The sequence below is a fragment of the Allobosea sp. GW823-FHT02B03 genome, from assembly GCF_058797755.1.
Genome location: NZ_JBXAJY010000010.1, coordinates 1 through 24,843, shown reverse-complemented (window position 1 = coordinate 24,843; position 24,843 = coordinate 1). Strand labels below are relative to the sequence as shown.

General features: G+C 66.9%; 36 protein-coding genes. 34 read left to right on the top strand and 2 right to left on the bottom strand.

Annotated elements, in window-relative coordinates:
- Window positions 1–3 precede the first annotated feature (3 nt).
- From rpsS to AC1REK_RS26985, 25 genes are all read left to right on the top strand, one after another.
- On the top strand, window positions 4–282 hold the full coding sequence (rpsS, locus tag AC1REK_RS27105; protein WP_316021089.1) for a 30S ribosomal protein S19: 279 nt from the start codon (window positions 4–6) through the stop codon (window positions 280–282).
- A 3-nt stretch (window positions 283–285) separates the two neighbouring features.
- Window positions 286–669 (top strand): 50S ribosomal protein L22, encoded by a 384-nt coding sequence (gene rplV / locus AC1REK_RS27100; RefSeq protein ID WP_066480071.1) that lies wholly within the window; start codon window positions 286–288, stop codon window positions 667–669.
- A gap of 10 nt (window positions 670–679) precedes the next feature.
- On the top strand, window positions 680–1,396 hold the full coding sequence (gene rpsC / locus AC1REK_RS27095; protein ID WP_316021090.1) for a 30S ribosomal protein S3: 717 nt from the start codon (window positions 680–682) through the stop codon (window positions 1,394–1,396).
- An 18-nt stretch (window positions 1,397–1,414) separates the two neighbouring features.
- A complete protein-coding gene (rplP, locus tag AC1REK_RS27090; RefSeq protein WP_316021091.1) occupies window positions 1,415–1,828 on the top strand; it encodes a 50S ribosomal protein L16 in 414 nt (137 codons plus the stop codon).
- 10 nt (window positions 1,829–1,838) lie between these two features.
- Window positions 1,839–2,051 carry a 50S ribosomal protein L29 gene (gene rpmC / locus AC1REK_RS27085; protein ID WP_316021092.1) on the top strand — a complete coding sequence of 71 codons (213 nt, stop codon included), beginning with the start codon at window positions 1,839–1,841 and terminating at the stop codon, window positions 2,049–2,051.
- Window positions 2,052–2,062: 11 nt separating this feature from the next.
- The gene (gene rpsQ, locus AC1REK_RS27080) at window positions 2,063–2,305 is read left to right on the top strand and encodes a 30S ribosomal protein S17 (protein WP_066480058.1); all 243 of its coding nucleotides are present in this window, start codon (window positions 2,063–2,065) and stop codon (window positions 2,303–2,305) included.
- Between the two features lie 108 nt (window positions 2,306–2,413).
- Entirely contained in the window at window positions 2,414–2,782 is a 369-nt protein-coding gene (rplN, locus tag AC1REK_RS27075) for a 50S ribosomal protein L14 (protein ID WP_066480057.1), read from the top strand.
- Window positions 2,782–3,099, top strand: coding sequence for a 50S ribosomal protein L24 (rplX, locus tag AC1REK_RS27070; protein WP_066480055.1), 318 nt, complete (start codon window positions 2,782–2,784; stop codon window positions 3,097–3,099). The genes rplN and rplX overlap by 1 nt, the downstream gene beginning before the upstream one ends.
- Window positions 3,092–3,658, top strand: a complete 567-nt coding sequence (gene rplE, locus AC1REK_RS27065; protein WP_066480052.1) for a 50S ribosomal protein L5 — start codon at window positions 3,092–3,094, stop codon at window positions 3,656–3,658. Before rplX ends, rplE begins: the two co-directional genes overlap by 8 nt.
- 36 nt (window positions 3,659–3,694) lie before the next feature.
- A complete protein-coding gene (gene rpsN / locus AC1REK_RS27060; protein WP_066480049.1) occupies window positions 3,695–4,000 on the top strand; it encodes a 30S ribosomal protein S14 in 306 nt (101 codons plus the stop codon).
- A gap of 12 nt (window positions 4,001–4,012) precedes the next feature.
- Window positions 4,013–4,411 (top strand): 30S ribosomal protein S8, encoded by a 399-nt coding sequence (rpsH, locus tag AC1REK_RS27055; protein ID WP_066480047.1) that lies wholly within the window; start codon window positions 4,013–4,015, stop codon window positions 4,409–4,411.
- A 35-nt stretch (window positions 4,412–4,446) separates the two neighbouring features.
- Window positions 4,447–4,980, top strand: coding sequence for a 50S ribosomal protein L6 (rplF, locus tag AC1REK_RS27050; protein WP_327521958.1), 534 nt, complete (start codon window positions 4,447–4,449; stop codon window positions 4,978–4,980).
- Between the two features lie 11 nt (window positions 4,981–4,991).
- Window positions 4,992–5,354, top strand: a complete 363-nt coding sequence (gene rplR / locus AC1REK_RS27045) for a 50S ribosomal protein L18 (RefSeq protein WP_066480043.1) — start codon at window positions 4,992–4,994, stop codon at window positions 5,352–5,354.
- Between the two features lie 131 nt (window positions 5,355–5,485).
- Window positions 5,486–6,049: a 30S ribosomal protein S5 gene (gene rpsE, locus AC1REK_RS27040; RefSeq protein WP_066480040.1), complete on the top strand. Its 564-nt coding sequence runs from the start codon at window positions 5,486–5,488 to the stop codon at window positions 6,047–6,049.
- Between the two features lie 10 nt (window positions 6,050–6,059).
- Window positions 6,060–6,254, top strand: coding sequence for a 50S ribosomal protein L30 (gene rpmD / locus AC1REK_RS27035; protein WP_316021094.1), 195 nt, complete (start codon window positions 6,060–6,062; stop codon window positions 6,252–6,254).
- Between the two features lie 12 nt (window positions 6,255–6,266).
- Entirely contained in the window at window positions 6,267–6,746 is a 480-nt protein-coding gene (gene rplO, locus AC1REK_RS27030; RefSeq protein ID WP_316021095.1) for a 50S ribosomal protein L15, read from the top strand.
- Window positions 6,747–6,839: 93 nt separating this feature from the next.
- Entirely contained in the window at window positions 6,840–8,177 is a 1,338-nt protein-coding gene (gene secY / locus AC1REK_RS27025; RefSeq protein ID WP_316021096.1) for a preprotein translocase subunit SecY, read from the top strand.
- Complete coding sequence (locus AC1REK_RS27020) at window positions 8,177–8,758, top strand: adenylate kinase (protein WP_316021097.1); 582 nt, start codon at window positions 8,177–8,179, stop codon at window positions 8,756–8,758. Before secY ends, AC1REK_RS27020 begins: the two co-directional genes overlap by 1 nt.
- Before the next feature lie 73 nt (window positions 8,759–8,831).
- Window positions 8,832–9,128 (top strand): alkylphosphonate utilization protein, encoded by a 297-nt coding sequence (locus tag AC1REK_RS27015; protein ID WP_327521959.1) that lies wholly within the window; start codon window positions 8,832–8,834, stop codon window positions 9,126–9,128.
- A 206-nt stretch (window positions 9,129–9,334) separates the two neighbouring features.
- The gene (locus AC1REK_RS27010) at window positions 9,335–10,531 is read left to right on the top strand and encodes an ABC transporter substrate-binding protein (protein ID WP_492270822.1); all 1,197 of its coding nucleotides are present in this window, start codon (window positions 9,335–9,337) and stop codon (window positions 10,529–10,531) included.
- A 236-nt stretch (window positions 10,532–10,767) separates the two neighbouring features.
- Complete coding sequence (gene rpsM / locus AC1REK_RS27005) at window positions 10,768–11,136, top strand: 30S ribosomal protein S13 (protein WP_066480026.1); 369 nt, start codon at window positions 10,768–10,770, stop codon at window positions 11,134–11,136.
- A 168-nt stretch (window positions 11,137–11,304) separates the two neighbouring features.
- Window positions 11,305–11,694 carry a 30S ribosomal protein S11 gene (gene rpsK, locus AC1REK_RS27000; protein WP_043237079.1) on the top strand — a complete coding sequence of 130 codons (390 nt, stop codon included), beginning with the start codon at window positions 11,305–11,307 and terminating at the stop codon, window positions 11,692–11,694.
- A gap of 91 nt (window positions 11,695–11,785) precedes the next feature.
- Complete coding sequence (locus tag AC1REK_RS26995) at window positions 11,786–12,802, top strand: DNA-directed RNA polymerase subunit alpha (protein ID WP_316021100.1); 1,017 nt, start codon at window positions 11,786–11,788, stop codon at window positions 12,800–12,802.
- A 112-nt stretch (window positions 12,803–12,914) separates the two neighbouring features.
- Window positions 12,915–13,334, top strand: a complete 420-nt coding sequence (gene rplQ / locus AC1REK_RS26990) for a 50S ribosomal protein L17 (protein WP_492270823.1) — start codon at window positions 12,915–12,917, stop codon at window positions 13,332–13,334.
- Between the two features lie 263 nt (window positions 13,335–13,597).
- Window positions 13,598–14,863: a Glu/Leu/Phe/Val family dehydrogenase gene (locus tag AC1REK_RS26985; RefSeq protein WP_327521961.1), complete on the top strand. Its 1,266-nt coding sequence runs from the start codon at window positions 13,598–13,600 to the stop codon at window positions 14,861–14,863.
- A 69-nt stretch (window positions 14,864–14,932) separates the two neighbouring features.
- Here the strand turns inward: AC1REK_RS26985 and AC1REK_RS26980 are convergent, their stop codons facing one another.
- Complete coding sequence (locus tag AC1REK_RS26980; protein ID WP_492270831.1) at window positions 14,933–15,343, bottom strand: BLUF domain-containing protein; 411 nt, start codon at window positions 15,341–15,343, stop codon at window positions 14,933–14,935.
- 167 nt (window positions 15,344–15,510) lie between these two features.
- On the opposite strand from AC1REK_RS26980, the gene AC1REK_RS26975 reads away from it, so the two are divergent.
- The 3 genes from AC1REK_RS26975 (at window position 15,511) to AC1REK_RS26965 (ending at window position 19,239) form a co-directional block, all read left to right on the top strand.
- Window positions 15,511–16,941: a DegQ family serine endoprotease gene (locus tag AC1REK_RS26975; protein ID WP_492270824.1), complete on the top strand. Its 1,431-nt coding sequence runs from the start codon at window positions 15,511–15,513 to the stop codon at window positions 16,939–16,941.
- Window position 16,942: 1 nt separating this feature from the next.
- The gene (locus AC1REK_RS26970; RefSeq protein ID WP_492270825.1) at window positions 16,943–18,250 is read left to right on the top strand and encodes a replication-associated recombination protein A; all 1,308 of its coding nucleotides are present in this window, start codon (window positions 16,943–16,945) and stop codon (window positions 18,248–18,250) included.
- Window positions 18,251–18,360: 110 nt separating this feature from the next.
- Window positions 18,361–19,239: a DMT family transporter gene (locus AC1REK_RS26965; RefSeq protein WP_492270826.1), complete on the top strand. Its 879-nt coding sequence runs from the start codon at window positions 18,361–18,363 to the stop codon at window positions 19,237–19,239.
- Between the two features lie 9 nt (window positions 19,240–19,248).
- Here AC1REK_RS26965 and AC1REK_RS26960 read toward each other — a convergent pair whose 3' ends face one another.
- The gene (locus AC1REK_RS26960; RefSeq protein ID WP_492273831.1) at window positions 19,249–20,595 is read right to left on the bottom strand and encodes a hypothetical protein; all 1,347 of its coding nucleotides are present in this window, start codon (window positions 20,593–20,595) and stop codon (window positions 19,249–19,251) included.
- Between the two features lie 159 nt (window positions 20,596–20,754).
- Between AC1REK_RS26960 and crcB the strand changes: the two genes are divergently transcribed.
- The 6 genes from crcB to AC1REK_RS26930 all read left to right on the top strand — a co-directional run.
- Window positions 20,755–21,138 (top strand): fluoride efflux transporter CrcB, encoded by a 384-nt coding sequence (gene crcB, locus AC1REK_RS26955; RefSeq protein WP_492270832.1) that lies wholly within the window; start codon window positions 20,755–20,757, stop codon window positions 21,136–21,138.
- Window positions 21,135–22,409, top strand: a complete 1,275-nt coding sequence (locus tag AC1REK_RS26950) for an RluA family pseudouridine synthase (RefSeq protein ID WP_492270828.1) — start codon at window positions 21,135–21,137, stop codon at window positions 22,407–22,409. Before crcB ends, AC1REK_RS26950 begins: the two co-directional genes overlap by 4 nt.
- A gap of 103 nt (window positions 22,410–22,512) precedes the next feature.
- Window positions 22,513–23,019 carry a hypothetical protein gene (locus AC1REK_RS26945; RefSeq protein WP_492270829.1) on the top strand — a complete coding sequence of 169 codons (507 nt, stop codon included), beginning with the start codon at window positions 22,513–22,515 and terminating at the stop codon, window positions 23,017–23,019.
- A gap of 108 nt (window positions 23,020–23,127) precedes the next feature.
- Window positions 23,128–23,790, top strand: a complete 663-nt coding sequence (locus AC1REK_RS26940) for an HAD-IA family hydrolase (protein WP_492270830.1) — start codon at window positions 23,128–23,130, stop codon at window positions 23,788–23,790.
- A gap of 396 nt (window positions 23,791–24,186) precedes the next feature.
- On the top strand, window positions 24,187–24,630 hold the full coding sequence (locus AC1REK_RS26935; protein ID WP_316021110.1) for a hypothetical protein: 444 nt from the start codon (window positions 24,187–24,189) through the stop codon (window positions 24,628–24,630).
- A 138-nt stretch (window positions 24,631–24,768) separates the two neighbouring features.
- The coding region (locus AC1REK_RS26930; protein ID WP_370955583.1) for a biotin carboxylase N-terminal domain-containing protein at window positions 24,769–24,843 on the top strand (75 nt) is incomplete at its 3' end.

Below are 24,843 nucleotides of genomic sequence, written 5' to 3'. Positions count from 1 at the left end.
GTCATGGCGCGTTCGCTTTGGAAAGGTCCGTTTGTCGACGGATACCTTCTGAAAAAGGCCGAGGTTGCCCGTTCGGCGACCCGGCAGGAAGTCATCAAGATCTGGAGCCGCCGCTCCACGATCCTGCCGCAGTTCGTCGGTCTGACGTTCGGCGTCTACAACGGCCACAAGCATGTGCCGGTGTCCGTGTCCGAGGAGATGGTGGGCCACAAGTTCGGCGAGTTCTCGCCGACGCGCACCTTCCACGGCCACGCCGCCGACAAGAAGGCGAAGAGGAAGTAAGCCATGGGAAAGCCCTCCGCCCCCCGTGCGCTGCCTGAGAACGAGGCGGTTGCGGTTGCCCGCAACCTCCGCGTCTCCCCGCAGAAGCTGAACCTTCTCGCCCAGCTCATTCGCGGCAAGAAGGTCTCGACCGCGCTCGCCGACCTCGAGTTCTCGCGCAAGCGGATCTCGACCGATGTGCGCAAGTGCCTGCAGAGCGCGATCGCCAACGCCGAGAACAATCATGATCTCGACGTCGACGATCTCGTCGTCGCCCAGGCTTTCGTCGGCAAGGCGCTGGTCATGAAGCGCTTCCACGCCCGCGCCCGCGGCCGTGGCGCCCGCATCATGAAGCCCTTCGCCAACATCACGATCGTGGTGCGCGAAGTCCAGGCGGCCAAGGCCTGAGGAGAGAACGATGGGTCAGAAAATCAATCCGATCGGCCTTCGTCTCGGCATCAACCGGACCTGGGATTCGCGCTGGTTCGCCAACAAGGGCGAATACGGCAAGCTGCTCCACGAGGACATGGCCATCCGCGCCAGCCTGATGAAGCTGCTGAAGCAGGCCGCCGTCTCGAAGATCATCATCGAGCGCCCGCACAAGAAGTGCCGCGTCACCATCCACTCGGCTCGTCCGGGCGTGGTGATCGGCAAGAAGGGCGCCGACATCGAGAAGCTGCGCAAGGCGGTGATGAAGCTCACCAAGGCCGACGTGACGATCAACATCGTCGAGGTGCGCAAGCCTGAGATCGACGCGACCCTGGTCGCCGATTCGATCGCGCAGCAGCTCGAGCGCCGTGTGGCATTCCGTCGCGCCATGAAGCGGGCCGTCCAGTCGGCCATGCGTCTCGGCGCCGAGGGCATCCGCATCAACTGCTCGGGCCGTCTCGGCGGGGCTGAGATCGCGCGCCTGGAATGGTACCGCGAAGGCCGCGTGCCGCTGCATACGCTGCGCGCCGATGTCGACTACGGCGTCGGAACTGCCTTCACGACCTATGGCACGTGCGGCATCAAGGTCTGGATCTTCAAGGGCGAGATCCTGGAACACGACCCGATGGCCCAGGACAAGCGCCTCTCGGACGAGGGCGGCCGCTCCGGTGGTGAGCGTCGCGAACGTCGCGAGCAGGCTGCGTAAGGCTGATCGAGAAGAGCCATGCTGCAACCAAAGCGCACTAAATTCCGTAAGCAGTTCAAGGGGCGCATCTCCGGCGTCGCCAAGGGCGGCACCGACCTCAACTTCGGCCAGTTCGGCCTGAAGGCGATGATGCCCGAGCGCGTCACCGCCCGTCAGATCGAAGCCGCCCGTCGCGCCATCACCCGCGCGATGAAGCGCGCCGGCCGCGTCTGGATCCGGATCTTCCCGGACGTCCCGGTTTCGAAGAAGCCGACCGAAGTCCGCATGGGCAAGGGCAAGGGCGCGCCTGAGTACTGGGCAGCCAAGGTCAAGCCGGGCCGGATCATGTTCGAGATCGACGGCGTCGCCGAGGACACCGCCCGCGAGGCGCTGCGTCTCGGGGCCGCCAAGCTCCCGATCAAGACCCGCTTCATCCAGCGCATCGCCGAGTAAGGAGGGCGACATGAAAGCTACGCAACGCCTGTCCGATCTCAAGGTCATGAGCACGGACCAGCTCCAGGACGAGCTTCTCAAGCTCAAGAAGGAGCAGTTCAACCTGCGTTTCCAGCGCGCCACCGGCCAGCTCGAGAACACCTCGCGCGTCACCGAGGTCCGCAAGGAGATCGCCCGCATCAAGACGCTGCAGCGGTCGAAGACCGTCGCCGCGAGCGCCTGAGGAGTTAGACCATGCCGAAGCGCGTGCTGCAGGGCGTCGTCGTCAGCGACAAGCAGAACAAAACTGTTGTGGTTAAGGTGGAGCGGCGGTATACGCACCCGCTCCTCAAGAAGACGGTTCGCCGCTCGAAAAACTACCACGCCCACGATGAGGGCGAGGTGGCCAAGATCGGTGATCAGGTCTGGATCGAGGAATCCAAGCCCATCTCTAAGTTGAAGAGCTGGGTTGTGCTCGACGGCGCGCCGAAAGCGTAAAGTCATTTCGAGGCCAGGGGGCGATCGACCCCCGTCAGTCGTAGTCCGGGCGGAGCCTAAAGCTCTCGTCCGGAAACCGCGCTGATATGGAATGGAAGGATCAAGGCCATGATCCAGGTGCAGACGAATCTCGAGGTCGCCGACAATTCCGGCGCCCGCCGTGTGATGTGCATCAAGGTTCTCGGCGGCTCGAAGCGGCGCTATGCCCGCATCGGCGATATTATCGTGGTTTCCATCAAGGAAGCCATTCCGCGCGGCCGCGTGAAGAAGGGCGACGTCATGAAGGCGGTCGTCGTTCGTACGGCCAAGGACGTCAAGCGCCCCGACGGTTCGGTGATTCGCTTCGACCGCAATGCGGCCGTGCTGATCAACAACCAGAAGGAGCCGGTGGGCACTCGTATCTTCGGACCGGTTCCGCGCGAGCTGCGCGCCAAGAACCACATGAAGATCATTTCGCTCGCTCCTGAGGTGCTGTAATGGCTGCGAAGATCAAGAAGGGCGACAAGGTCGTCGTGCTCGCCGGCCGTGACAAGGGCAAGGACGGCGAAGTCCTCCAGGTCCTGCCGAAGGACGGCCGCGCCGTCGTGCGCGGCGTGAACCTGGTCAAGAAGCACACCAAGGCCACGGCGCAGTCTGAGGGCGGCATCATCAGCAAGGAAGCGACGATCGACCTGTCGAACCTTGCCGTCGCCGATCCGAAGGACGGCAAGCCGACCCGCGTCGGCTTCAAGGTGCTCGATGACGGCCGCAAGGTCCGTTTCGCCAAGCGTTCGGGGGATCTGATCGATGGCTGATACTCAGCAGGCGGCCCTCACGCCGCGTATGAAGAAGCACTACGAGGACGTTGTCCGCCCGGCGATGATCGCCGAGTTCGGCTACAAGAACGTCATGGAAGTGCCGACGATCGAGAAGATCGTCATCAACATGGGCGTTGGTGAAGCGACTGCCGACCGCAAGAAGGTCGACAACGCCGCCGGCGACCTCGCCATGATCGCCGGTCAGAAGCCGGTCATCACCAAGTCCCGTCTCGCCATCGCCGGCTTCAAGCTGCGCGAGAACATGGCGGTCGGCTGCAAGGTCACGCTGCGCAAGACCAAGATGTTCGAGTTCGTCGACCGGCTCGTCACCATCGCCTTGCCGCGCGTGCGCGACTTCCGTGGTCTCAACCCGAAGTCGTTCGACGGGCGCGGCAACTTCGCGCTCGGGATCAAGGAGCACATCGTGTTTCCTGAGATCAACTACGACAAGGTCGACCAGGTCTGGGGTATGGACGTGATCGTCTGCACGACTGCGAAGTCGGACGACGAAGCTCGCGCCCTGCTCAAGCACTTCAACTTCCCGTTCCGGCAGTGAGCCTCACCGCTCATACGCGGAAACCAGGAGAAATCGATGGCTAAGAAAAGCTCCGTCGAGAACAACAACCGCCGCAAGGCGCTCGTGAAGAAGTTCGCGGGCAAGCGTGCGCGGCTTCTCGCGATTGCCAATGACGAGAGCCAGTCCATGGACGAGCGTTTCCTCGCTCGCCTGAAGCTGGCGGAACTGCCGCGCAACTCTGCCGGCATTCGCGTGCGTAACCGCTGCGAAGTGACCGGCCGCCCGCGCGCCTTCTATCGCAAGCTGAAGATGTCGCGCGTCGCCCTGCGCGAGCTCGGCAACAAGGGGCTGGTTCCCGGCCTCGTCAAGTCGAGCTGGTGAGGAGGTAGCGTTATGGCGATCATCGATCCGCTCGGAGATATGCTGACCCGCATCCGCAATGCGCAGATGCGGCGCAAGTCCCGCGTGTCCACCCCTGGCTCGAAGCTGCGCGCCCGCGTGCTCGACGTGCTCCAGGCCGAGGGCTACATCCGCGGTTACACCCAGACCGAGTTCGGCAATGGCCGGACCGAGTTCGACATCGAGCTCAAGTACCATGAGGGCCAGCCGGTCATCCGGTCGATCTCTCGGGTCTCGAAGCCCGGCCGCCGTGTCTATTCTTCGGTGGAGACGATGCCGCGCGTGGCCGATGGCCTCGGCGTGACCATCATCTCGACGCCGAAGGGTGTCATGCCCGATCACCTTGCCCGCGAGCAGAACGTGGGCGGCGAAGTGCTCTGCAAGGTCTTCTGACCTTTCGCGCACAGCTGCTCATCAGGAGAAATCCAATGTCTCGTATCGGTAAGAAGCCCATTCCGGTTCCGGCTGGCGTCACCGCCAACGTCGCGGGCCAGGAGGTCAAGATCAAGGGTGCGAAGGGCGAGATGTCCTTCGTGGTGCCCGACGACGTCTCGGTCGTGCTGGAGAACGGCGCCATCGCCGTTCAGCCGCGCTCGCAGAGCAAGCGCGCCCGTTCGCTCTGGGGCACCTCGCGCGCCCGCATCAACAACCTCGTGATCGGCACCACCGCCGGTTTCGAAAAGAAGCTTGAGATCAACGGCGTCGGCTACAAGGCCGCCGTGGCCGGCAAGGTCCTCAAGCTGTCGCTCGGCTACAGCCACGACATCGACTATGAGATCCCTGCCGGTGTCGCGATCGTGACGCCGAAGCCGACCGAGATCGTGATCTCCGGCATCGACAAGCAGGTCGTCGGCCAGACTGCCGCGGAGATCCGCGACTATCGTGGCCCCGAGCCCTACAAGGGCAAGGGCGTCAAGTACGCCGGCGAGTTCATCTTCCGCAAGGAAGGCAAGAAGAAGTAAGGACGGCAGGGATGAGCAAGCAGACAGTTGCGACTGCGCGCCGCAAGGCCCGCGTCCGTCGCTCGATCAAGGCGGTTGCCAATGGTCGCGCGCGCCTGTCGGTGCATCGCACCGGCAAGCAGATCTATGTTCAGGTCATCGACGATGCGAAGGGGCTCACGCTCGCTTCGGCCTCGACCCTCGACAAGGACATCCGCGGCGACATCAAGTCGGGCGCGAACGTCGTCGCCGCCACGCAGATCGGCAAGCTGATTGCCGAGCGTGCGCTGAAGGCGGGCGTCAAGGAAGTGGTCTTCGACCGCGGTTCCTATCGCTACCATGGCCGCGTCAAGGCGCTGGCCGAGGCCGCTCGCGAAGGCGGGCTGAGCTTCTGACGTTCAGGAATTGCGGTACGCGGAGGGTCCTCACGGGCTCTCCGCGTACCGCATTATAGTGGCTGCCCCGTCCGGGGCGCTCGAGCGAGCGGCGGGCTTACAGGTCCGATCCGCGCAAGTAAGAGGATGACATGGCGAGAGAACCTCGTGACCGTCAGGATCGCGAAGAGCGCGATTCCGAATTCGTGGATCGTCTGGTCCACATCAACCGCGTCGCCAAGGTGGTGAAGGGCGGGCGTCGCTTCGGCTTCGCTGCGCTCGTCGTCGTCGGCGACCAGAAGGGCCGCGTCGGCTTCGGCCACGGCAAGGCTCGTGAAGTTCCCGAGGCGATCCGCAAGGCGACGGAAGCCGCCAAGCGCGGCCTCGTCCGCATCCCGCTGCGCGAAGGCCGCACGCTCCATCACGACGTCCACGGCCGCCACGGCGCCGGCAAGGTCGTGCTGCGCGCTGCCCCGGCCGGTACCGGCATCATCGCCGGCGGCCCGATGCGCGCCGTCTTCGAGGCGGTCGGCATGCAGGACGTGGTGTCGAAGTCGCTCGGCTCCTCGAACCCCTACAACCTCGTGCGCGCCACCTTCGACGCGCTGAAGAACGAGGACAGCCCGCGTAGCGTCGCCGCCCGGCGTTCGCTCAAGGTTTCGGCCCTGCAGACGCGTCGTCGCGATGCCGGCACCGATGCCGCGGCCGAAGCGTGAGGAGGGTTCGATGGCAAAAGCTGGGAAGACCCTCACCGTCGAGCAGATCGGTAGCCCGATCCGTCGCGAAGCGTCTCAGCGCCAGACCCTGATCGGTCTCGGCCTGAACAAGATCCGCCGCCAGTCGACCCTGGAAGACACGCCGGCTGTGCGTGGCATGGTCGACAAGGTCAAGCACCTCGTCCGCGTCGTCGACGCGAAGTGAGGAGGGGCGAACATGAAACTCACTGATATCCGTGACAACGAAGGCGCGGCCAAGTCGCGCATCCGCGTCGGCCGTGGCATTGGCTCCGGCAAGGGCAAGACCGGCGGGCGTGGCGTCAAGGGCCAGACCTCCCGCGCGGGCGTCGCGATCAAGGGCTTCGAAGGCGGCCAGATGCCGCTGTATCGTCGCCTGCCGAAGCGCGGCTTCCACAACCTGTTCGGCCGCGAGCTGAACGAGGTCAATGTCGGCCGCATCCAGCAGGCCGTCGAAGCCGGCAAGCTCGACGCCAAGAACGCCGTCACGATCGAGGCGCTGGTCGCCGCGGGCGTGATCAGCAAGGCGGCGCGCGACGGCGTCAAGATCCTCGGCGTCGGCGAGCTCAAGACCAAGCTCGCCTTCGAGGTCGCTGGCGCGTCGAAGTCGGCTGTCGAAGCGATCGAGAAGGCCGGCGGTTCGGTCAAGATCTTGACGGCTGCCGCTTCACAGGCGTGATCCCTACGCTTACATGACTGAACGCGAACGGCGGCCGGGCCAGAAGCCTTGGCCGCCGTTCGACTGTCTGACTATCACCGAAGGACCGGACGCATGGCATCCGCGGCTGAACAGCTTGCTTCAAACCTGAATTTCGCCGCGTTCGCCAAGGCGGACGAGCTCAAGAAGCGAATCTGGTTCACGCTAGGCGCGCTGGTCGTCTTCCGGCTCGGTACCTACATTCCGCTGCCGGGCATGAACCCGGATGCGGTCGCCGACCTCTTCAAGCAGACCCAGCAGGGTGTGCTCGGCATGTTCAACATGTTCTCGGGCGGCGCTGTCGGCCGTCTGGCGATCTTCGCCTTGAACATCATGCCGTACATCTCGGCCTCGATCATCATTCAGCTGCTTTCCAGCGTGGTGCCGAGCTTCGAGGCGCTGAAGAAGGAAGGCGAGGCTGGCCGCAAGATCCTGAACCAGTACACCCGCTACCTGACCCTGGTGCTGGCCCTCTTCCAGGCCTGGGCGATCGCGGTCGGCTTGCAGGGCTCGGGCAATCTCGTCCTGCAGCCGGGGCCGTTCTTCCTGGTTTCGACCACGATCACCCTTGTCGGCGGCACGATGTTCCTGCTCTGGCTCGGTGAGCAGATCACCAGCCGCGGCATCGGCAACGGCACCTCGATCATCATCTTCGGCGGTATCATCGCCGAATTCCCCGCGCAGCTGGCGCAGACCCTCGAGCTCGGCCGCCAGGGCGCGATCTCGACCGGCCTGCTGCTCGGCGTGCTGGTCATGGCCGTCGTCGTCATCGCCTTCGTGGTCTTCATCGAGCGGGCCCAGCGCCGGCTGCTGATCAACTACCCGAAGCGCCAGGTCGGCAACCGCATGTATGAGGGCCAGACCTCGTTCCTGCCGCTGAAGCTCAACACCGCCGGCGTGATCCCGCCGATCTTCGCCTCGTCGCTGCTGCTGCTGCCGACGACGATCGCGAGCTTCTCGCAGGCTTCGGGCGGCACCGGCATGCTGGCGACGATCTCGACCTATCTCGCCCATGGCCGGCCGCTGTTCATGATCCTCTATGCGGCGCTGATCATCTTCTTCTGCTTCTTCTACACCGCGATCGTGTTCAATCCGGTCGAGACGGCGGACAACCTCAAGAAGCATGGCGGCTTCATGCCGGGCATCCGGCCGGGCGAGCGCACCGCCGAGCATATCGACCGCGTGCTGACCCGCATCACCGTGCTCGGCGCCGGCTATTTGACTATCGTCTGCTTGATCCCGGAGATGATGATCTCCTATGCCCAGATACCGATCATCCTGTTGGGCGGCACCTCGCTGCTCATCGTGGTGACCACGACGATGGATACCGTGGCGCAGGTCCACGGGCATCTGCTGGCCCATCAGTACGAGGGGCTGGTCAAGAAGGCGAAGCTGCGGGGGGCAAAGCGCTGATGAGACTGATCTTCCTGGGGCCGCCGGGGGCGGGGAAGGGCACTCAGGCGGTACGCATCGTCGAGAAGCACGGCATTCCGCAGCTCTCGACGGGTGACATGCTGCGCGCGGCCGTGGCGGCCGGCACGCCGGTCGGCGTGAAGGCCAAGGCGGTGATGGATGCCGGCGGGCTGGTCTCGGACGAGATCGTCATCGGCATCGTGGCCGACCGGATCGAGGAGCAGGACGCCAAGAAGGGCTTCATCCTCGACGGCTTTCCGCGGACGCTGGCCCAGGCCGAGGCGCTCGACGAGATGCTGGCCTCGAAGGGGCTGAAGCTCGACAAGGTGCTGGAGCTCAAGGTCGACCAGAGCAAGCTCGTCGACCGCATCGTGCGGCGCGCCGAGGACGCCAAGGCCGCCGGCCAGCCGGTGCGCAAGGACGACGATCCGGAGGTCTTCAAGACCCGGCTGCAGGCCTATAACCGCGATACCGCGGTGGTCGCGCCCTATTACGAGAAGCGCGGCCAGCTCACCGCGATCGACGGCATGCAGCCGATCGATAGTGTGACGTCGGCGATCGAGAAGGCGCTGGCGGGCTGAGAGCCGCAAAGCAGGTTTCGAGTTCACAAGCCGCGCGGTGCTCGCCGCGCGGCTTTTTCAATGGAGTGGAACGATGGCGGACGACGATTACGTCTATGACGAAGCGACCGGCGAGTGGCGCCCGGCTTCGGAGGTGGCGGCTGCTGCGGCGGCTGGACTGGAGGTCCGCGACGCCTCCGGCAATATCCTCGCCGACGGGGACTCGGTGACGCTGATCAAGGATCTGAAGGTCAAGGGCGCCAACCAGACCCTGAAGCAGGGGACTGTGATCCGGACGATCCGGCTGACGGACAATCCCGAGGAGATCGACTGCCGCTATGAGGGCATCAAGGGGCTCGTGCTGCGTACGGAGTTCGTCCGCAAGCGGTGAGGTCTCGCCGCAGGCTGACAGGCCTGGGTTGTGCGGATTTGCACCAGCGCGGGCACGGTTTCGCGCTCCGCTGCCGCAATTGACACATCTCCTTCCGGAAACTGAACTCGGCAGAGGCCCATGAAGGCCGAGACACGGACCGGCTCTGGTCGAGAGCGGTGGCGACCAGCCATCGCCGGCTGGCCGGCCGGAGACGGGAGGACAGCATGAAACGGGTTGCTTGGCTTGTGGCGGCTGCGCTGCTGGCGGCCGCGTCGACCGCGCGGGCTCAGGACGCGGTCAAGATCGGCATTCTCAACGATCAGTCTGGAAACTATGCCGAGTTCGGCGGGCTCGGCTCGGTCGAGGCGGCGAAGCTCGCGATCGAGGATTTCGGCGGCTCGGTGCTCGGCAAGCCGATCGAGATCGTCGCGGCCGACCATCAGAACAAGCCGGACATCGCCGCTGGGCTTGCACGGCGCTGGTACGATGTCGACGGCGTCACGGCCATCGCCGACCTGACCAATTCGGCGGTCGCGCTCGCCGTGGCGGGCATCGCCAAGGAGCGCCAGAAGGTCACGCTCTACAATGGCCCTGCAACGACGCGCCTCTTCAACGAGGACTGCTCGGCGACCGGCTTCATGTGGACCTTCGACACCGCGACCTCGGCCAAGGGCACGGCGCTCTCGATCCTGCGCGAAGGCGGCGACAGCTGGTACATCATCGCCGCGGACTATGCCTTCGGCCACCAGCTCACCGCCGACATCGAATCGATCGTCGCCGCCAATGGCGGCAAGACGCTCGGCACGGTGCGCGCGCCGCTCTCGACGCCCGACTTCTCCTCCTTCCTGCTGCAGGCGCAGGCCTCCAAGGCCAAGATCGTCGCCTTCGCCAATGCCGGCACGGATACGATCAACTCGATCAAGCAGGCCGGCGAGTTCGGCCTCGTCGACAGCGGCCAGAAGCTCGCCGCCATGGTCGTGGTGCTGAGCGACGTTCACGGGCTCGGCCTCGACAAGGCCAAGGGGCTGATCACCACCACGGCCTATTATCACGATGCCGACAAGCCGAGCCGCGACTGGGCCGATCGCTACATGGCGCGGACCAAGAAGATGCCGGGCATGATCCAGGCCAGCGTCTATTCCTCGGTGCTGCACTATCTCAAGGCGGTGAAGGCCGCCGGCACGGCTGCGGGGCCTGCGGTCGCCGCCAAGATGCGCGAGCTGCCGGTCGAGGACTTCTATGCGCCCGGCGCCAGGATCCGCGAGGATGGCCGCCTGCTCAACGACATGCTCCTGGTCGAGGCCAAGGCGCCTTCCGCCTCGAAGGCGCCCTGGGACTACTTCAAGGTCGTCCGCAAGATCCCGGCTTCCGAGATCATCGCGCCGCTTTCCGAGAGCAAGTGCAGCCTCGTGAAGAAGTGAGGGCAGGGTGCCCCTTGGTCGACCCCGGCCAGCTTGACAGGCTGGCCGGAAGCGACTAACAGCCGGCCATCCGGTTTCATTGAGCGATGCCGACGCCTTCGAGAGAAGGGGCGGTGTCGCATTCTCGCATGGAACGGATTCAACGCCTCGCAAGGGCCGGCCTCCACCGGACGCGAGGTTCTTTCAACCGCCGCAGCTGCCACCGGGCGCCGCGGCCGACATGGAGAGACGAGACAATGGCTCGTATCGCAGGCGTCAACATTCCGACCGGCAAGCGCGTCGTCATCGCGCTGCAGTACATCCACGGCATTGGCTCGGCCAAGGCGCAGGAGATCTGCGAGAAGGTCGGCATCGCCGCCGAGCGCCGCGTCAACCAGCTGAGCGACGCCGAAGTGCTCCAGATCCGCGAGACGATCGACCGCGACTACCTCGTCGAGGGCGATCTGCGCCGCGAAGTCACGATGAACATCAAGCGCCTGATGGACCTCGGCTGCTATCGCGGCCTTCGCCATCGCCGCTCGCTGCCGGTCCGCGGTCAGCGCACCCATACCAACGCCCGCACCCGCAAGGGCAAGGCGAAGCCGATCGCCGGCAAGAAGAAGTAAGGTTCGGCTCGCGTCGAATCTGGTGGCCGGGCCTGTCCCGGCCATTCCGTCGTTACGCGGCGTCTTCAGCGCCGCGTCTTGAAAGAGGTGCCCGGACCTTCGTCCGGGCATGACGTCTCTCCCCAGCGCCTGGCATGACGGGCGCGCCTGAAGGATGAAAGAAAGACCATGGCCAAGGAAGCCCAACGCGTCCGTCGTCGCGAACGCAAGAACATCGTCTCCGGCGTCGCGCATGTGAACGCCTCGTTCAACAACACCATGATCACCATCACCGACGCGCAGGGCAACACGATCTCGTGGTCGTCCGCCGGCACGATGGGCTTCAAGGGCTCGCGCAAGTCGACCCCCTACGCCGCCCAGGTTGCCGCCGAGGATGCCGCCCGCAAGGCTGCCGAGCATGGCATGCGCACCCTCGAGGTCGAGGTCACCGGTCCGGGTTCGGGCCGCGAGTCGGCGCTGCGCGCGCTGCAGGCCGCCGGCTTCACCGTCACCTCGATCCGCGACGTGACGCCGATCCCGCACAATGGCTGCCGGCCGCGCAAGCGTCGTCGCGTCTGAGCCGCGGATCGGATTGCGGCACCCGCAAGGGCGGGTGCCGGTACGGGGCGGCCCGCCGTCGCCATTGCATTGAAGCACCAGGAGTGCGGTCGTGATCAGCAAGAACTGGCAGGATTTGTCCAAGCCGAACAAGCTCGAAGTGAAGGTCGGAGACGACCCGAAGCGTCAGGCCACCGTGATCGCGCGTCCGCTGGAGCGTGGCTTCGGCATGACGCTCGGCAACGCCCTGCGCCGCGTGCTGCTCTCCTCGCTCCAGGGCGCGGCGGTCACCGCCGTCCAGATCGACGGCGTGCTGCATGAGTTCTCCTCGATCCCGGGCGTCCGCGAGGACGTCACCGACATCGTCCTCAACATCAAGGCCATCGCGCTGAAGATGCAGGGCGAGGGCCCCAAGCGCATGACCCTGCGCAAGACCGGCCCGGGTGTCGTCACTGCGGGCGACATCAACACCGTCGGCGACGTCTCGGTCCTGAATCCCGAGCTGGTTCTCTGCACGCTGGACGACGGCGCCGAGATCCGCATGGAGTTCACGGTCAACACCGGCAAGGGCTATGTCCCGGCCGAGCAGAACCGTCCCGAGGACGCGCCGATCGGCCTGATCCCGGTCGACAGCCTCTACTCGCCGGTCAAGAAGGTCTCCTACCGCGTCGAGAACACCCGCGAGGGCCAGAACCTCGACCGCGACATGCTGACCATGCAGATCGAGACCAACGGCTCGGTCAGCCCTGAGGACGCGCTGGCGCTCGCCGCCCGCATCCTGCAGGACCAGCTCGCCGTCTTCATCACCTTCGAGGAGCCGCGCAAGGAAGAGGCCGTCTCGACCGCGCCGCAGCTGCCCTTCAACCCGGCGCTGCTCAAGAAGGTCGACGAGCTCGAGCTTTCGGTGCGTTCGGCGAACTGCCTGAAGAACGACAACATCGTCTATATCGGCGACCTCATCCAGAAGTCGGAGGGCGAGATGCTGCGCACCCCGAACTTCGGCCGCAAGTCGCTCAACGAGATCAAGGAAGTGCTCGCCACCATGGGCCTCCATCTCGGCATGGACGTCACCGGCTGGCCGCCGGAGAACATCGAAGAGCTGGCGAAGCGCTTCGAAGAGCACTACTGATCCCGCCGGCGCGGAGCTCGTCTCCGCGCCAGCTTCCCGCACGGCGCAGCAGCGCCGGAGCATAACGAACGGCCGTACCGTGGCACGGCGGCCGTAATCACAGGAGAGCCAAATGCGTCACGGTTTCCGCGGTCGTCGTTTCAACCGCTCGGCTGAGCATCGCAAGGCGATGTTCGCCAACATGTCCCAGGCCCTGATCAAACACGAGCAGATCACCACCACGCTGCCGAAGGCCAAGGACCTGCGTCCGGTCGTCGAGAAGCTGGTGACCCTCGCCAAGCGCGGCGACCTGCATGCCCGCCGCCAGGCGATCGCGCAGATCAAGGACGTCGCCCTGGTCGGCAAGCTCTTCGCGGTGCTCGGCCCGCGCTACAAGGAGCGCAATGGCGGCTATCTGCGCATCATGAAGGCGGGCTTCCGCTTCGGCGACAACGCCCCGCTCGCCGTGATCGAGTTCGTCGATCGCGACGTCGATGCCAAGGGCCAGGATTCCGGCCCGGTGTTCACCGCCGAGGACGAGCAGGCCGCCTGAGCCTGTCGACTTGCAGAATTCCGAAAGGGCGGCCTCAGGGCCGCCCTTTTTCGTTTGTGCGTGGCGGTTGCGCGGAACCGGCCGGCGAAAACGCCGAAATCGCAGATTCTGCCGGGCGAGCGGGGGATCGGGGCGTTTTCGGGTGCGGCGGGTCGTCGCTGTCGCATTTTTGTACGGATCGAACTGCGTGGTTCGCTCTTGTACCCGCGCTGCCTTCTGATTAAGCGAATGCCTGTTTCCCGATCACGCAACAGGATAATTCGATGTCAGAAGACAGCCTTCTCGACCACGCGCTTGTCCGGCTGGACGACGCGGCCAGGCATCTCAATATCGACCCGGATGTGATCGAGAAGCTCAAATTCGCGCGCGAGACCACCAAGGCGCGGCTGATGATCCGCATGGACGACGGCTCGCGCAAATCCTTCCTGGCCTGGCGCTGCCGCTATGACGACACGCGTGGTCCGACCAAGGGCGGCATCCGCTTCCATCCGTCGTCGACGATCGACGAGGTCGAGACGCTGGCCTTCTGGATGACCTTCAAATGCGCCGTGATGAACCTGCCCTATGGCGGCGGCAAGGGCGCGGTCCAGGTCGACCCAAGGCAGCTGTCGAAGGCGGAACTCGAGCGCCTGGCGCGCGCCTATATCCAGGCCTTCGCGCGCACCATCGGGCCCGACCGCGACATCCCGGCGCCGGACGTCTACACCAACGCGATGATCATGGGCTGGATGGCCGACGAGTACGCCCAGATCGTCGGCCAGGCGGAACCTGCCGTGATCACCGGCAAGCCGATCGCGCTCGGCGGCTCGCTCGGCCGCAATGACGCGACGGCGCGCGGCGGCTACTACCTCGTGCGCCATCTCGCCGGGGAGCTCGGGCTCGGCGACGGCATGCGCGTCGCGGTGCAGGGCTTCGGCAATGCCGGCCAGTTCATCGCCCGCCTGCTCGCCGGCGACGGCCACAAGATCGTCGCCGTCTCGGATTCGGAAGGCGCCGTGTTCGCGCCGAACGGGCTCGATGTCGGGGCGCTGCTCTCGGCCAAGGCGAGCGGCAAGTCGGTACTCTCCACGGTCGGAAGCAACGGCCACGAGGCGCTTGCAGCAGATGCGCTGATCGGCGTCGACTGCGACCTGCTGGTGCCGGCGGCGCTGGAGAATATGATCCACGAGGACAATGCTGCCGAGGTCAAGGCGCGCATCATCCTCGAGCTGGCGAACGGGCCGGTCACCAGCGAGGCCGACGCGATCCTCGAGAAGCGCGGCGTCGTCGTCCTGCCGGACATTCTCGCCAATGCCGGCGGCGTCACCGTCTCCTATTTCGAGTGGGTGCAGAACCGCCAGGGCTTCTACTGGCCGCTCGAGGAGATCCATGACCGCCTCCGTGCCATCATGGAGCGCGAGGGCAGGGCGATCTGGGGCGTCTCCAAGGACAAGGACGTCTCGATGCGCACCGCGGCCTATGTGCATGCGCTGAGCCGCCTCGCCGAGGCGATCGAGGCCCATGGCACGCAGAGCTTCTTCGTGACCTGATCGGGCCCGACAGGCAGCGATATCGGAAGGGGCGGCGGCAGCCGCCCCTTTTCCATGTCCGGGAGGCTCTCAGCGGATCCTGCCGGCGAGCTCTTCGGCAAGGTCGAGCAGGGTGTCGGCTGGCTGGTCGTAGAGATCGGCCTCCGGCGAGACGCCGAAGAGGGAGAAGATGAAATCGTTGGTCTCGTCCTGCTCGGAGAGGGCCATCGACCAGTCGGCGAAGCCGCGCCGTTCGATCGGCTCCTGCGCCAGCAGGCGCAGGTTTGCATGGCGCGGATCGACCACGATCCGGCCATAGGTTTCGGCGACATTCGCAGCTTCGCCTTCGAGCACCTGGGCGAAAGCCCTCGGCGTCGCCAGGAGAAACCCGGTTACATGATTGTCGGCATTGAGCCGCTGCGCCGTGGCGATCATCCGGGCGAGTTCCGTGCGTCGATTGACCTCGACGAGGCGGCTTTCGCTGGCATAAACAAGGCGCATGAGGCTCACGAACCGGGTCCTTCTTCGCAGGGCGGGCCGGCAGGGTCGTGCCGGGCCGTGTGGGCTTCGCCGGAATCCGCACGCGATGCGCCGGCCCGGGCAGGTATGGCGGTCGTTCGGCCATGAAAACGCAAATGCAGTCGATACGTTTCAAGAAAGGTTCTGGGATGTCGGGCCGAATCAAGCTTTCCGGTGCAGTCGTCACGGCCGCTCTTCTGGCCTCGACCATGCTCGCCGGGGCGCCTTCCTCCTCGGCTTTCGCGCAGGACCGCCAGGTGCCCGAGACGGGCCAGCAGGTCTCGCTGTCCTTTGCCCCGGTGGTCAAGAAGTCGGCGCCCTCGGTGGTCAACGTCTATGGCGCGCGCGTCGAGCGCCGGCCGCAGAACCCGTTCATGGACGACCCGTTCTTCCGCCGCTTCTTCGGCGATGGCGGCTTCGGCGTGCCGCGCGAGCAGGTGCAGCGTTCGCTCGGCTCCGGCGTGATCGTCGATGCCGACGGGCTGATCGTCACTAACAACCACGTCATCGACGGCATGAGCGAGGTCAAGGTCGCGCTCGCCGACAAGCGTGAGTTCGAGGCGACGATCCTGCTGCGCGATCCGCGGACCGATCTCGCCGTGCTGAAGATCAAGGCCAAGGAGCTGAGCGCGCTGGAGCTCGCCGATTCCGACAAGATCGAGATCGGCGATCTTTCGCTGGCGATCGGCAATCCCTTCGGCGTCGGCCAGACCGTGACGCAGGGCATCATCTCGGCGCTGGCGCGCACCCAGGTCGGCGTCGGCGACGCGCAGTCCTTCATTCAGACGGACGCCGCGATCAACCCCGGCAACTCCGGTGGCGCGCTGGTCGATATCCATGGCCGGCTGGTCGGCATCAACACGGCGATCTTCTCGCGCTCCGGCGGCAGCGTCGGCATCGGCTTCGCCATTCCCTCCTCGATGGTCCAGGTGGTGGTCGCCAGCGCCAAGGCCGGTGCGAAGACGGTTCGTCGCCCCTGGTTCGGGGCGCGCCTGCAGGTCTTGACCGCCGATGTCGCCGACGGGCTCGGGCTCGACCGCCCGGCAGGCTCGGTCGTCGCCAGCGTGGTCGAGAAGGGGCCGGCGGCCGAGGGCGGCCTCAAGCGCTCGGACGTGATCCTGGCGGTCGACGGCATCGCCGTCGACGATCCCGAGAGCTTCGGCTACCGCTTCGCGACGCGCCCGCTCGGCGGGGTGACCTCGCTCACCGTGCTGCGCGGCGGCAAGCGCATCGTCGTGCCGATCAAGCTCTCGCCGGCGCCGGAGACGCGGCCGCGCGAGCCGGTCACGCTGTCCGGCCGCTCGCCGCTGTCGGGCCTCACCGTGATGAATCTCTCGCCGGCTCTGGCCGAGGAACTCTCGGTCGAGACCGGGAACGAGGGCGTCATCGTCGGCGCGATCGAGGAGGGCAGCCCCTCGGCGCGCGTCGGTTTCCAGAAGGGCGACCTGATCCTCGCCATTAATGGCGAGCGTATCGCGACCTCGCGCGAGCTCGAGTCCGCGACCCGCGAGCGCAAGCGCTCCTGGGAAGTGACGATCTCGCGCGGCGGCAAGACCGTGACGTCCGTGTTCGGCGGATGAGGTGAGCGATCTCTTCGCCGCCTCCGGCCTCGACAAGGCCGGTCCGAGGCCGCTGGCCGACCGTCTGCGACCGACGACCTTCGGCGAGGTCGCCGGCCAGGAGCACCTGACGGGGCCGGACGGGGTGCTGTCGCGCCTCGTCGCCTCCCGCTCGCTCGGCAGCCTGATCTTCTGGGGCCCGCCCGGCACCGGCAAGACCACGGTGGCGCGCCTGCTCGCCGGCATGGTCGACCTCGGCTTCGAGCAGATCAGCGCGATCTTCTCCGGCGTCGCCGATCTCAAGAAGGCCTTCGACAGCGCCCGCGGCCGCCGGCTCGGCGGCAAGGGGACGCTGCTCTTCGTCGACGAGATCCACCGTTTCAACCGGGCCCAGCAGGACGCCTTCCTGCCGGTGATGGAAGACGGCACGATCACGCTGGTCGGCGCCACCACCGAGAACCCGTCCTTCGCGCTCAACGCCGCGCTGCTCTCGCGGGCGCGCGTCCTGACCTTCAAGGCGCTGGATGAGGGGGCGCTGCTCTTTCTGCTCGGCCGGGCTGAGGTGCTTGAAAGCCGCGAACTGCCGCTGACGCCCGAGGCCCGCCAGCAACTGGCGCGCTTCGCCGATGGCGACGGGCGCGCCGTGCTGACGCTGGCCGAGGAGATCTGGCGCGCCGCCAAGCCGGGCGAGGTCTTCGACGAGGCCGGGCTCGCCGAGGTGATCCAGCGCCGCGCGCCGATCTACGACAAGGCGCAGGACGGCCACTACAACCTGATTTCGGCGCTGCACAAGACGATCCGCGGCTCCGACCCGGACGCGGCGCTCTACTATTTCGCCCGCATGCTCGACGCCGGCGAGGATCCGCGCTTTCTGGCGCGCCGGCTGGTGCGGATGGCGGTCGAGGATATCGGGCTCGCCGACCCGCAGGCGCTGGTCCATGCCCGCGCCGCGGCGGAGACCTACGAGCAGCTCGGCTCGCCGGAAGGGGAGCTCGCGCTCGCCAATTCCGTGATCTACCTCGCGACCGCGCCGAAATCGAACGCGGCCTATGTCGCCTACAAGGCCGCTATGCGGACCGCCAAGCAGGCGGGCTCGCTGACGCCGCCCAAGACGATCCTCAACGCGCCGACCAAGCTGATGAAGGAAGAGGGCTACGGCGCCGACTACGCCTATGACCATGACGCGCCCGACGCCTTCTCGGGCCAGAACTACTGGCCCGACGCGCTCGGCCGACAGTTCTTCTACGACCCGCCGGAACGCGGCTTCGAGCGCGAGATCCGCAAGCGGCTGGAATACTGGGAGAAGCTCCGGCAGGAGCGGGGCGAATAGGGGCGAAGCCCGCCCGAGCTCGACGGGCGGCCAGCCGCCTGTGCCCGGCGCATGGCGGCCGGCTCCAGGCAAGGGAGCCGAGCATCGCAGGCATCCGCTAGATGCCGTGCATGTCCTCCTCGTCGCCTTCCCGCCATCCGCTGCGCGGCATCCTGCTGATGCTGGGCGGGATCGCGTGCCTCGCCGCTTCCGATGCAGCCTCCAAGCTGCTCGCGGCGACGGTGCCGACCGCGCAGATCATGTGGATCCGCTTCGTCGTCTTCGCGCCGCTGGCGGTGCTGATCGCGCTCCGCGCCCTCGGTCGTGCCGGCCTGCGTTCCCGGCAGCCGCTGCTTCAGGTCATCCGCGGCATCGGCCTGCTCGGTTCGGGCTTCGGCTTCATCGCCGGCATGCAGTTCCTGCCGCTGGCCCAGGCGACGGCGGTGTTCTTCGTGGCGCCGCTGCTGGTGATCCTGTTCTCCGTGCCGCTGCTCGGCGAGGTCGCGCGCGCCCGGCAGTGGGCCGCGGTCTGCCTTGGCCTGGTCGGCGTGCTGATCATCGTCCGGCCCGGCTCGGCGGGCTTCCACCCGGCGCTGATCTTCCCGGTGATCTCGGCGGCGTCCTGGGCCTTCGCCTTCGTGATGGCCCGCAAGATGCGGGCCGACAGCCCATTGCTGACCCTGGCCTACACCGCAGTTGTCGGGCTCATCGTCTGCACCGCGCTGCTGCCCTTCTCCTACGTGCCGCTTGGCTGGCGCGAGATCGGCTTGGGCCTGATGACGGCGCTCTTCTTCGCGGCGGCGCAATTGCTGCTCATCCTGGCCGTTCGCTTCGCTCAAGCCAACGAGCTCGCGCCCTACGCCTATAGCCAGCTGATCTGGGCGGCGCTGTTCGGCCTGCTGATATTCGGCAATGTGCCGGATCTCTGGACGCTGCTCGGCGCGGTCGTCATCGTGCTGAGCGGGCTCGCGGCGACGAGCGGGGCCAAGCGCGCAACGACCTCGGCGTGAGCGAGGCCGTCAAAAGCTCCGCTCGAGGAAAAGCTGCGTCGAGATTTGCCGCCCCGCCAGGCCGGCCTGGATCTCGCGGCCGGCGATCGCGATCTTCGCCCAGGCGACCGAGGTCTCGATGCCGGCCTTGAAGCCCTCGACCGGTGTCCAGACGATGTTCGCCGCGACACGGTCGATCCTGATGTCGCCCTTGGCCTGTCCGGCGAGCGGCACCTCCAGCCAGTAGCGGCTGATGAAGGCGTTGGTTGCGATCTCGTCCGTCCATTCACGCTTGGTCGAGACCAGCGCCGAGAAGCCGCGCGTCGGGTCGGTGCCGAAGAGCACGCGGTTGACCAGGCGCCCGTCGAGCTGCGAGCCGATATAGGGCGCTGCGTCGATGCCGGCGGCGATCTGCGCGGTCAGGCTGCTCGTCGCGCCGAAGAGTTCGCTTTCATAGGTCGTGCCGATAATGCCGGCCCGGCCGGGGCGCGAGGCGCCGCTGGGCGCCTCGCCCAGGGCAAGCGCCCCGTGCACGGTCCAGGCGCCGGATTCGTAGACCAGCCGCGCCACGCCGTCCGGGAAGGAGCGGCCGGGCCCGAGGGAGGTCAGCGAGGGCGGGGCCGGGGCGCCGCTCGTCGTGCTGGTGGCGGAGCCGTTGCCGAGAGCGGCGTCCTCGAGGGAGAGCGTCGCCGTCCAGCTCGCGGTCAGCGGCAGTTCCAGCGCGATCAGGCCGACCGTGCGGGAAGGCGCGCGCGTCGAGAAGATGAAGTCGTCGCCGGTCCAGAAGGAGAAGCGCGAGGTGTCGAGGCCGAAGGTCCAGGGGCCGATCAGGATCGTCGCCTCGTCGACCGTGGTTTCGCCGACGCCGTTGATCGGGCTGTTGAGCGTGAAGCCGAAGGCGGAGCCGACGACGAGGCCCGAGGCGAGCTGATGCGAGGTCGCGATGCGGAAGGCGGCGCTGGTCGGGAAGGACGTCGTGGCCGGAGGCGCAGGCGGGCCGTTGCGCGAGACCTTGAAGCTGTCGCGCTGCAGACCGGCGCTGACCGTGCCGGTGATCGAGAGGCAGGTCTGCGACCCCGGCAGGAACAGGCCGCGCTCCGGCGGATCGCCGTCATCATCCTCTTCCCCGTCGTCGTCATCGGCATCGTCCGAATCGTCGTCCGAGCCGTTCTCGTCGTCATCCGCCGCGTCGGCGTCCTTGCCCGCGAAGAGCGGCTGCGTCTCGGGCAGGGCGATGGTGCAGGCGCGGGCGAATGTCGCGGCGAGGGGCGGCCGGGCCGGCAGGGGCGCCGGCTGGGCGCTGGCGACCGAGGCGAGGACGAGACAGAGCCCGCCGAGCGACAGCGGCGCGAGCCACGGCCGCACTGCGCCAGCCAAGGCGGTGCCTGGGAATCGCTCGATCACAATCGCTGCCGCTCACCCGTTCCCGCAATTTCTGGGGCGCTGCGACCGCCGAAGTCAATCACGCCCGGCTCGGGCGATACAGTGGGCGCGATTTCGTTTGTGCGGGCCGGCGGCGCTGGCTATTGCATGGCGATGACCTCCACGCTTCTCGTCTTTCTCGGCGCCGGCATCGGCGGCGTGCTCCGGCACGGCGTCAACCTCGCCGCGCTGCGATGGCTCGGCCCCGGATTTCCGTTCGGGACGATGGCGGTCAATATCGTCGGCTCCGCCGTGATGGGGCTGCTCGCCGGGTGGCTCGCGCTGCGGGCCGGGGAGAGCTGGCCGCAGCATGCGAGGCTCTTTCTCGCCACCGGCGTCCTCGGCGGCTTCACCACCTTCTCGGCCTTCTCGCTCGACGCCGTATTGCTCTGGGAGCGCGGCGACGTCGTCGCGGCGGCGCTCTATGTCGGCGGCTCGGTCATTCTTTCGCTCGTGGCGCTGGTCGGCGGGCTCGCTCTGGTCAGGGGACTGTCATGAGGTCTGGCGGCAACGGTTCGGGCGGCAAGGGCGGTGCAGGCAAGGCAGGGGCCGGCAAGGCAGGTGCTGGCAAGGGCGGCGCCGGGCCGCGTGGTCCGCGCCCACCGGCGCGCGCCGGCAAGCGGCCGAGCCATGATGCGCGACGGCAAGCCCAGGCGGCCGGACGTGGCAGGCCTGACGCGGCGCCTGCCGTCGCAAAACCGGCCCCGCGCCGGCCAGCGGCAGCGACCCCGACCCGGGCCGAGGTCAAGGCGGTGACGGGCGAGGTGCTCTCGACCGGCGTGCAGCAGCTCGTGGTGACGCCGGACGAGAACGAGATGCGGATCGACCGCTTCCTCGAGGCGCGCTTCCCGCAGCTCTCCTTCAGCCATATCCAGCGCATCGTCCGGAAGGGTGAATTGCGCGTCGACGGCAAGCGCGCCGACAGCAAGGATCGGCTCGAAGCCGGCCAGACCGTGCGCATCCCGCCGCTCAAGCTCGAGCAGCAGGCGGAGCGGCCGCGCTCGGCCAAGGCCGATGCTGACACGATCGGCTTCCTGCGCTCGATCACGCTCTATGAGGACGACGACGTCATGGTCCTCAACAAACCGGCGGGGCTCGCCGTGCAGGGCGGCTCGGGCACGACGCGCCATGTCGACAAGATGCTCGAGGCGCTGACCGGCAAGGACGGGCAGAAGCCGCGCCTCGTGCACCGGCTCGACAAGGACACCGCCGGCTGCCTCGTCATCGCCAAGTCGCGTTTCGCCGCGGCGACGCTGGCCAAGACCTTCCGCTCGCGCTCGGCGCGAAAAGTCTACTGGGCGCTGGTCGCGGGCGTGCCGCGCGTGCGCCAGGGCCGGATCTCGACCTATCTCGCCCGCGAGGAAGCCTATGACGGCGACCAGCGCATGGCGGTGGCCCAGCATGGCGAGGACGGCGCGATGCACGCCGTGACCTATTACGCGGTGGTCGAGACGGCGGCGCAGAAGCTCGCCTGGCTCTCGCTGAAGCCGGTGACCGGCCGCACCCACCAGTTGCGCGCCCACACCACCCATATCGGCCATCCGATCGTCGGCGACCCCAAATACTTCAACATCCAGAACTGGGAGCTGCCCGGCGGCATCCAGAACAAGCTGCACCTGCTGGCGCGGCGGATCGTGCTGCCGCATCCGCGCGGCAAGGGCACGATCGACGTCAGCGCGCCGCTGCCGCCGCATATGCGCCAGAGCTGGAACCTGCTCGGCTTCGAGGATGCGCCCTATGATCCGATCGTCGACGCGCCTGACGAGTAGAGCGCCGCACCAATGGGTTGCGTGACCTAACGTAAGAACACTTGCGGAACAAAGCGCGTTATGTTCTAAGTTTGTTCCTGTGATGGTTCACGGGAGGCATTCCATGTCGCGCACCGCCTTGCTCGCTACCGGTCTCGTTCTCGCATTCTCTTCCGCCGTCCTCGCCCAGGCCCAGCAAATCCCGGCCCCGGCCGTTGCCGGGCCGCAGACCGCGGCCGCTTCCGACGATCCGATCCCGCGCGCTGCCCGGGCCGAGGCGCGGCGCGACTGCTATGCCGAGAACATCGCGCTTTCGGGCGACGATCTGCGTCGCGCGATGCGCAATTGCATGCAGGAGCGCTTCCCGGGCGTGCAGCTCTATGCCGCTGACGGGCTGACCCGCGACGGCAAGCCGACCGCGGCGACGGCACGCGCCGTCTGCAAGCAGCAGGCCGATGACCGCAAGCTCGCCGGCAGTGAGCGGACCGCGGCGCTGGTCGCCTGCTTCAACGAGAAGCGGCCGGATCTCGCGCAGCGGGCCGAGTGCCGCAAGGAGGCCCGCGGCAAGGGGCTGGAGGCGGAGGCCCTGCGTACCGCGATCGCCGAATGCGCGCGGGGCGGCCAGGGCTGAGCGCGGCGCTGAGAGGGCCCGGCGTCTCCTTTGTCGGAGAGGCGCGAGCATAAGACCCCTGCGCCGGCGATGCTGGCGCCGGGGCGTCAGGCCGGCTAAAGCGCCGGCATGAACCTCGTGATCTTCGACCTCGACGGCACCCTGATCAATTCCGAAGCGATCATTCTCGAAGCCCAGTTCGAGACGTTCGCGCGCTGCGGGCTCAAGCATCCTGGCCGCGAGGCCGGGCTCGGCATCGTCGGCCTGACGCTGGATATCGCATTGATGCGCCTCGCCGGGCTCGAGCGGCCGGACGATGCGCTGACCGAGACCTATCGCCAGGTCTTCGGCGCGATGCGGCTCCAGGCGGAGAGCGATCCGAAGCTGGCCGAGCCGCTGTTCCCGGGCGTCGCCGAGATGCTGGCGGAGCTGTCGCGCCGGCCGGGCACGGTGCTCGGCATCGCCACCGGCAAGTCGCGGCGCGGCGCCGACTACATCATCGAGCGCCATGGCTGGGGCGGCCTGTTCGCGACGACTCAGACGGCCGACGACGCCGCCTCCAAGCCGCATCCTGAGATGATCCTGCGGGCGATGCGCGAGACCGGGGCGCAGCCCGGAGCGACGCTGATGATCGGCGACAGCAATTTCGACATGGAGATGGCGGTCGCCGCCGGGGTGGCGCCGGTTGCGGTTTCCTGGGGCTTCCAGTCGGTTCCGGCGCTGAAGGCGGCCGGGGCCGCGCATGTGATCGAGGACTGGGCGGCGCTGCCTGGACTGATCGGCAAGCCGTAGCACGCGGCCTGAGCGGACGGGCGCCGCTCGCCGCGCGCGGTCACGCTCGGGCCTGACCCGCGCATCTGCGCACGGAGCGGGCGCTGACCGGCGCCAACGCGTCATGAGAGTCTCTTATCTGCGCCGAGCTTATCTGCGGGCCGACCATAGGTTGGACCCGAAGGGGCCGTCCGGGAATGATGCGGACGGGACGCCTTGGCTTTGCCATCGCGGAGCTGTGCGCCGCCACCACGTAGCGGCCTTGGTAATAACCGCGCAACCACATCGACTCAGACCCGTTTAACCTGAACAGGCGTTCAGATTCTCGAATTAACCACCTGATCAGAAGCGTGGCCGCATCGTCTCCTCACAACAGGGACATACCGGCACAAAACAACGCCGGACAGGGGTCGAACAATGATCAGCCATGAACTTCGTGAATTCGTCGATCGCGTGATGGACAGGCATGCGATCGACGACGAAGATGTCAAGATGCTTCAGCGCGAGATCTTGAGCGATGTTGTGATCAGCCGCGAAACGCTCGATGTGCTCATCGCTCTCGACCGTGCCGTCATGGTCAAGGCCGCATCCTTCGCCGATTATCTGGTGGCCCTCACCGTCGATTTCGCCGTCTGGGAATGCCGCCCGACCGGCAAGATCGACCGCGACAAGGCGCATTGGCTGGTGACGACGCTGTCGGCCGGCGAGGGGCCGACGCAAACGGCCCAGCGGATCGGCTTCGAGATCGTCCGCGAGGCGCAGTCCTGCGACGAGGCGATGGTCAGCTTCGCGCTGCGCAAGGGCGATGCCCAGATGCGCGGCGTCAGCTTCCAGCCCGAGCGCCTGTTCCTCGCGAGCTGAGCCGGAGCCGGTACGAGGGCGGGGCTTCGATCGCGGGCTGTTGCAGCCCGCCGGCCCGGCCGATCAGTGGACGGAAAGGTCCCACTCCCGTAAATCCGGCTATGCGCCATCAAGGCCGCCGGGCGGGGGAAGTCAGCGATGTTCACGAAGATTCTGATCGCGAACCGTGGCGAGATCGCCTGCCGCGTGATCAAGACGGCGCGCCGGATGGGG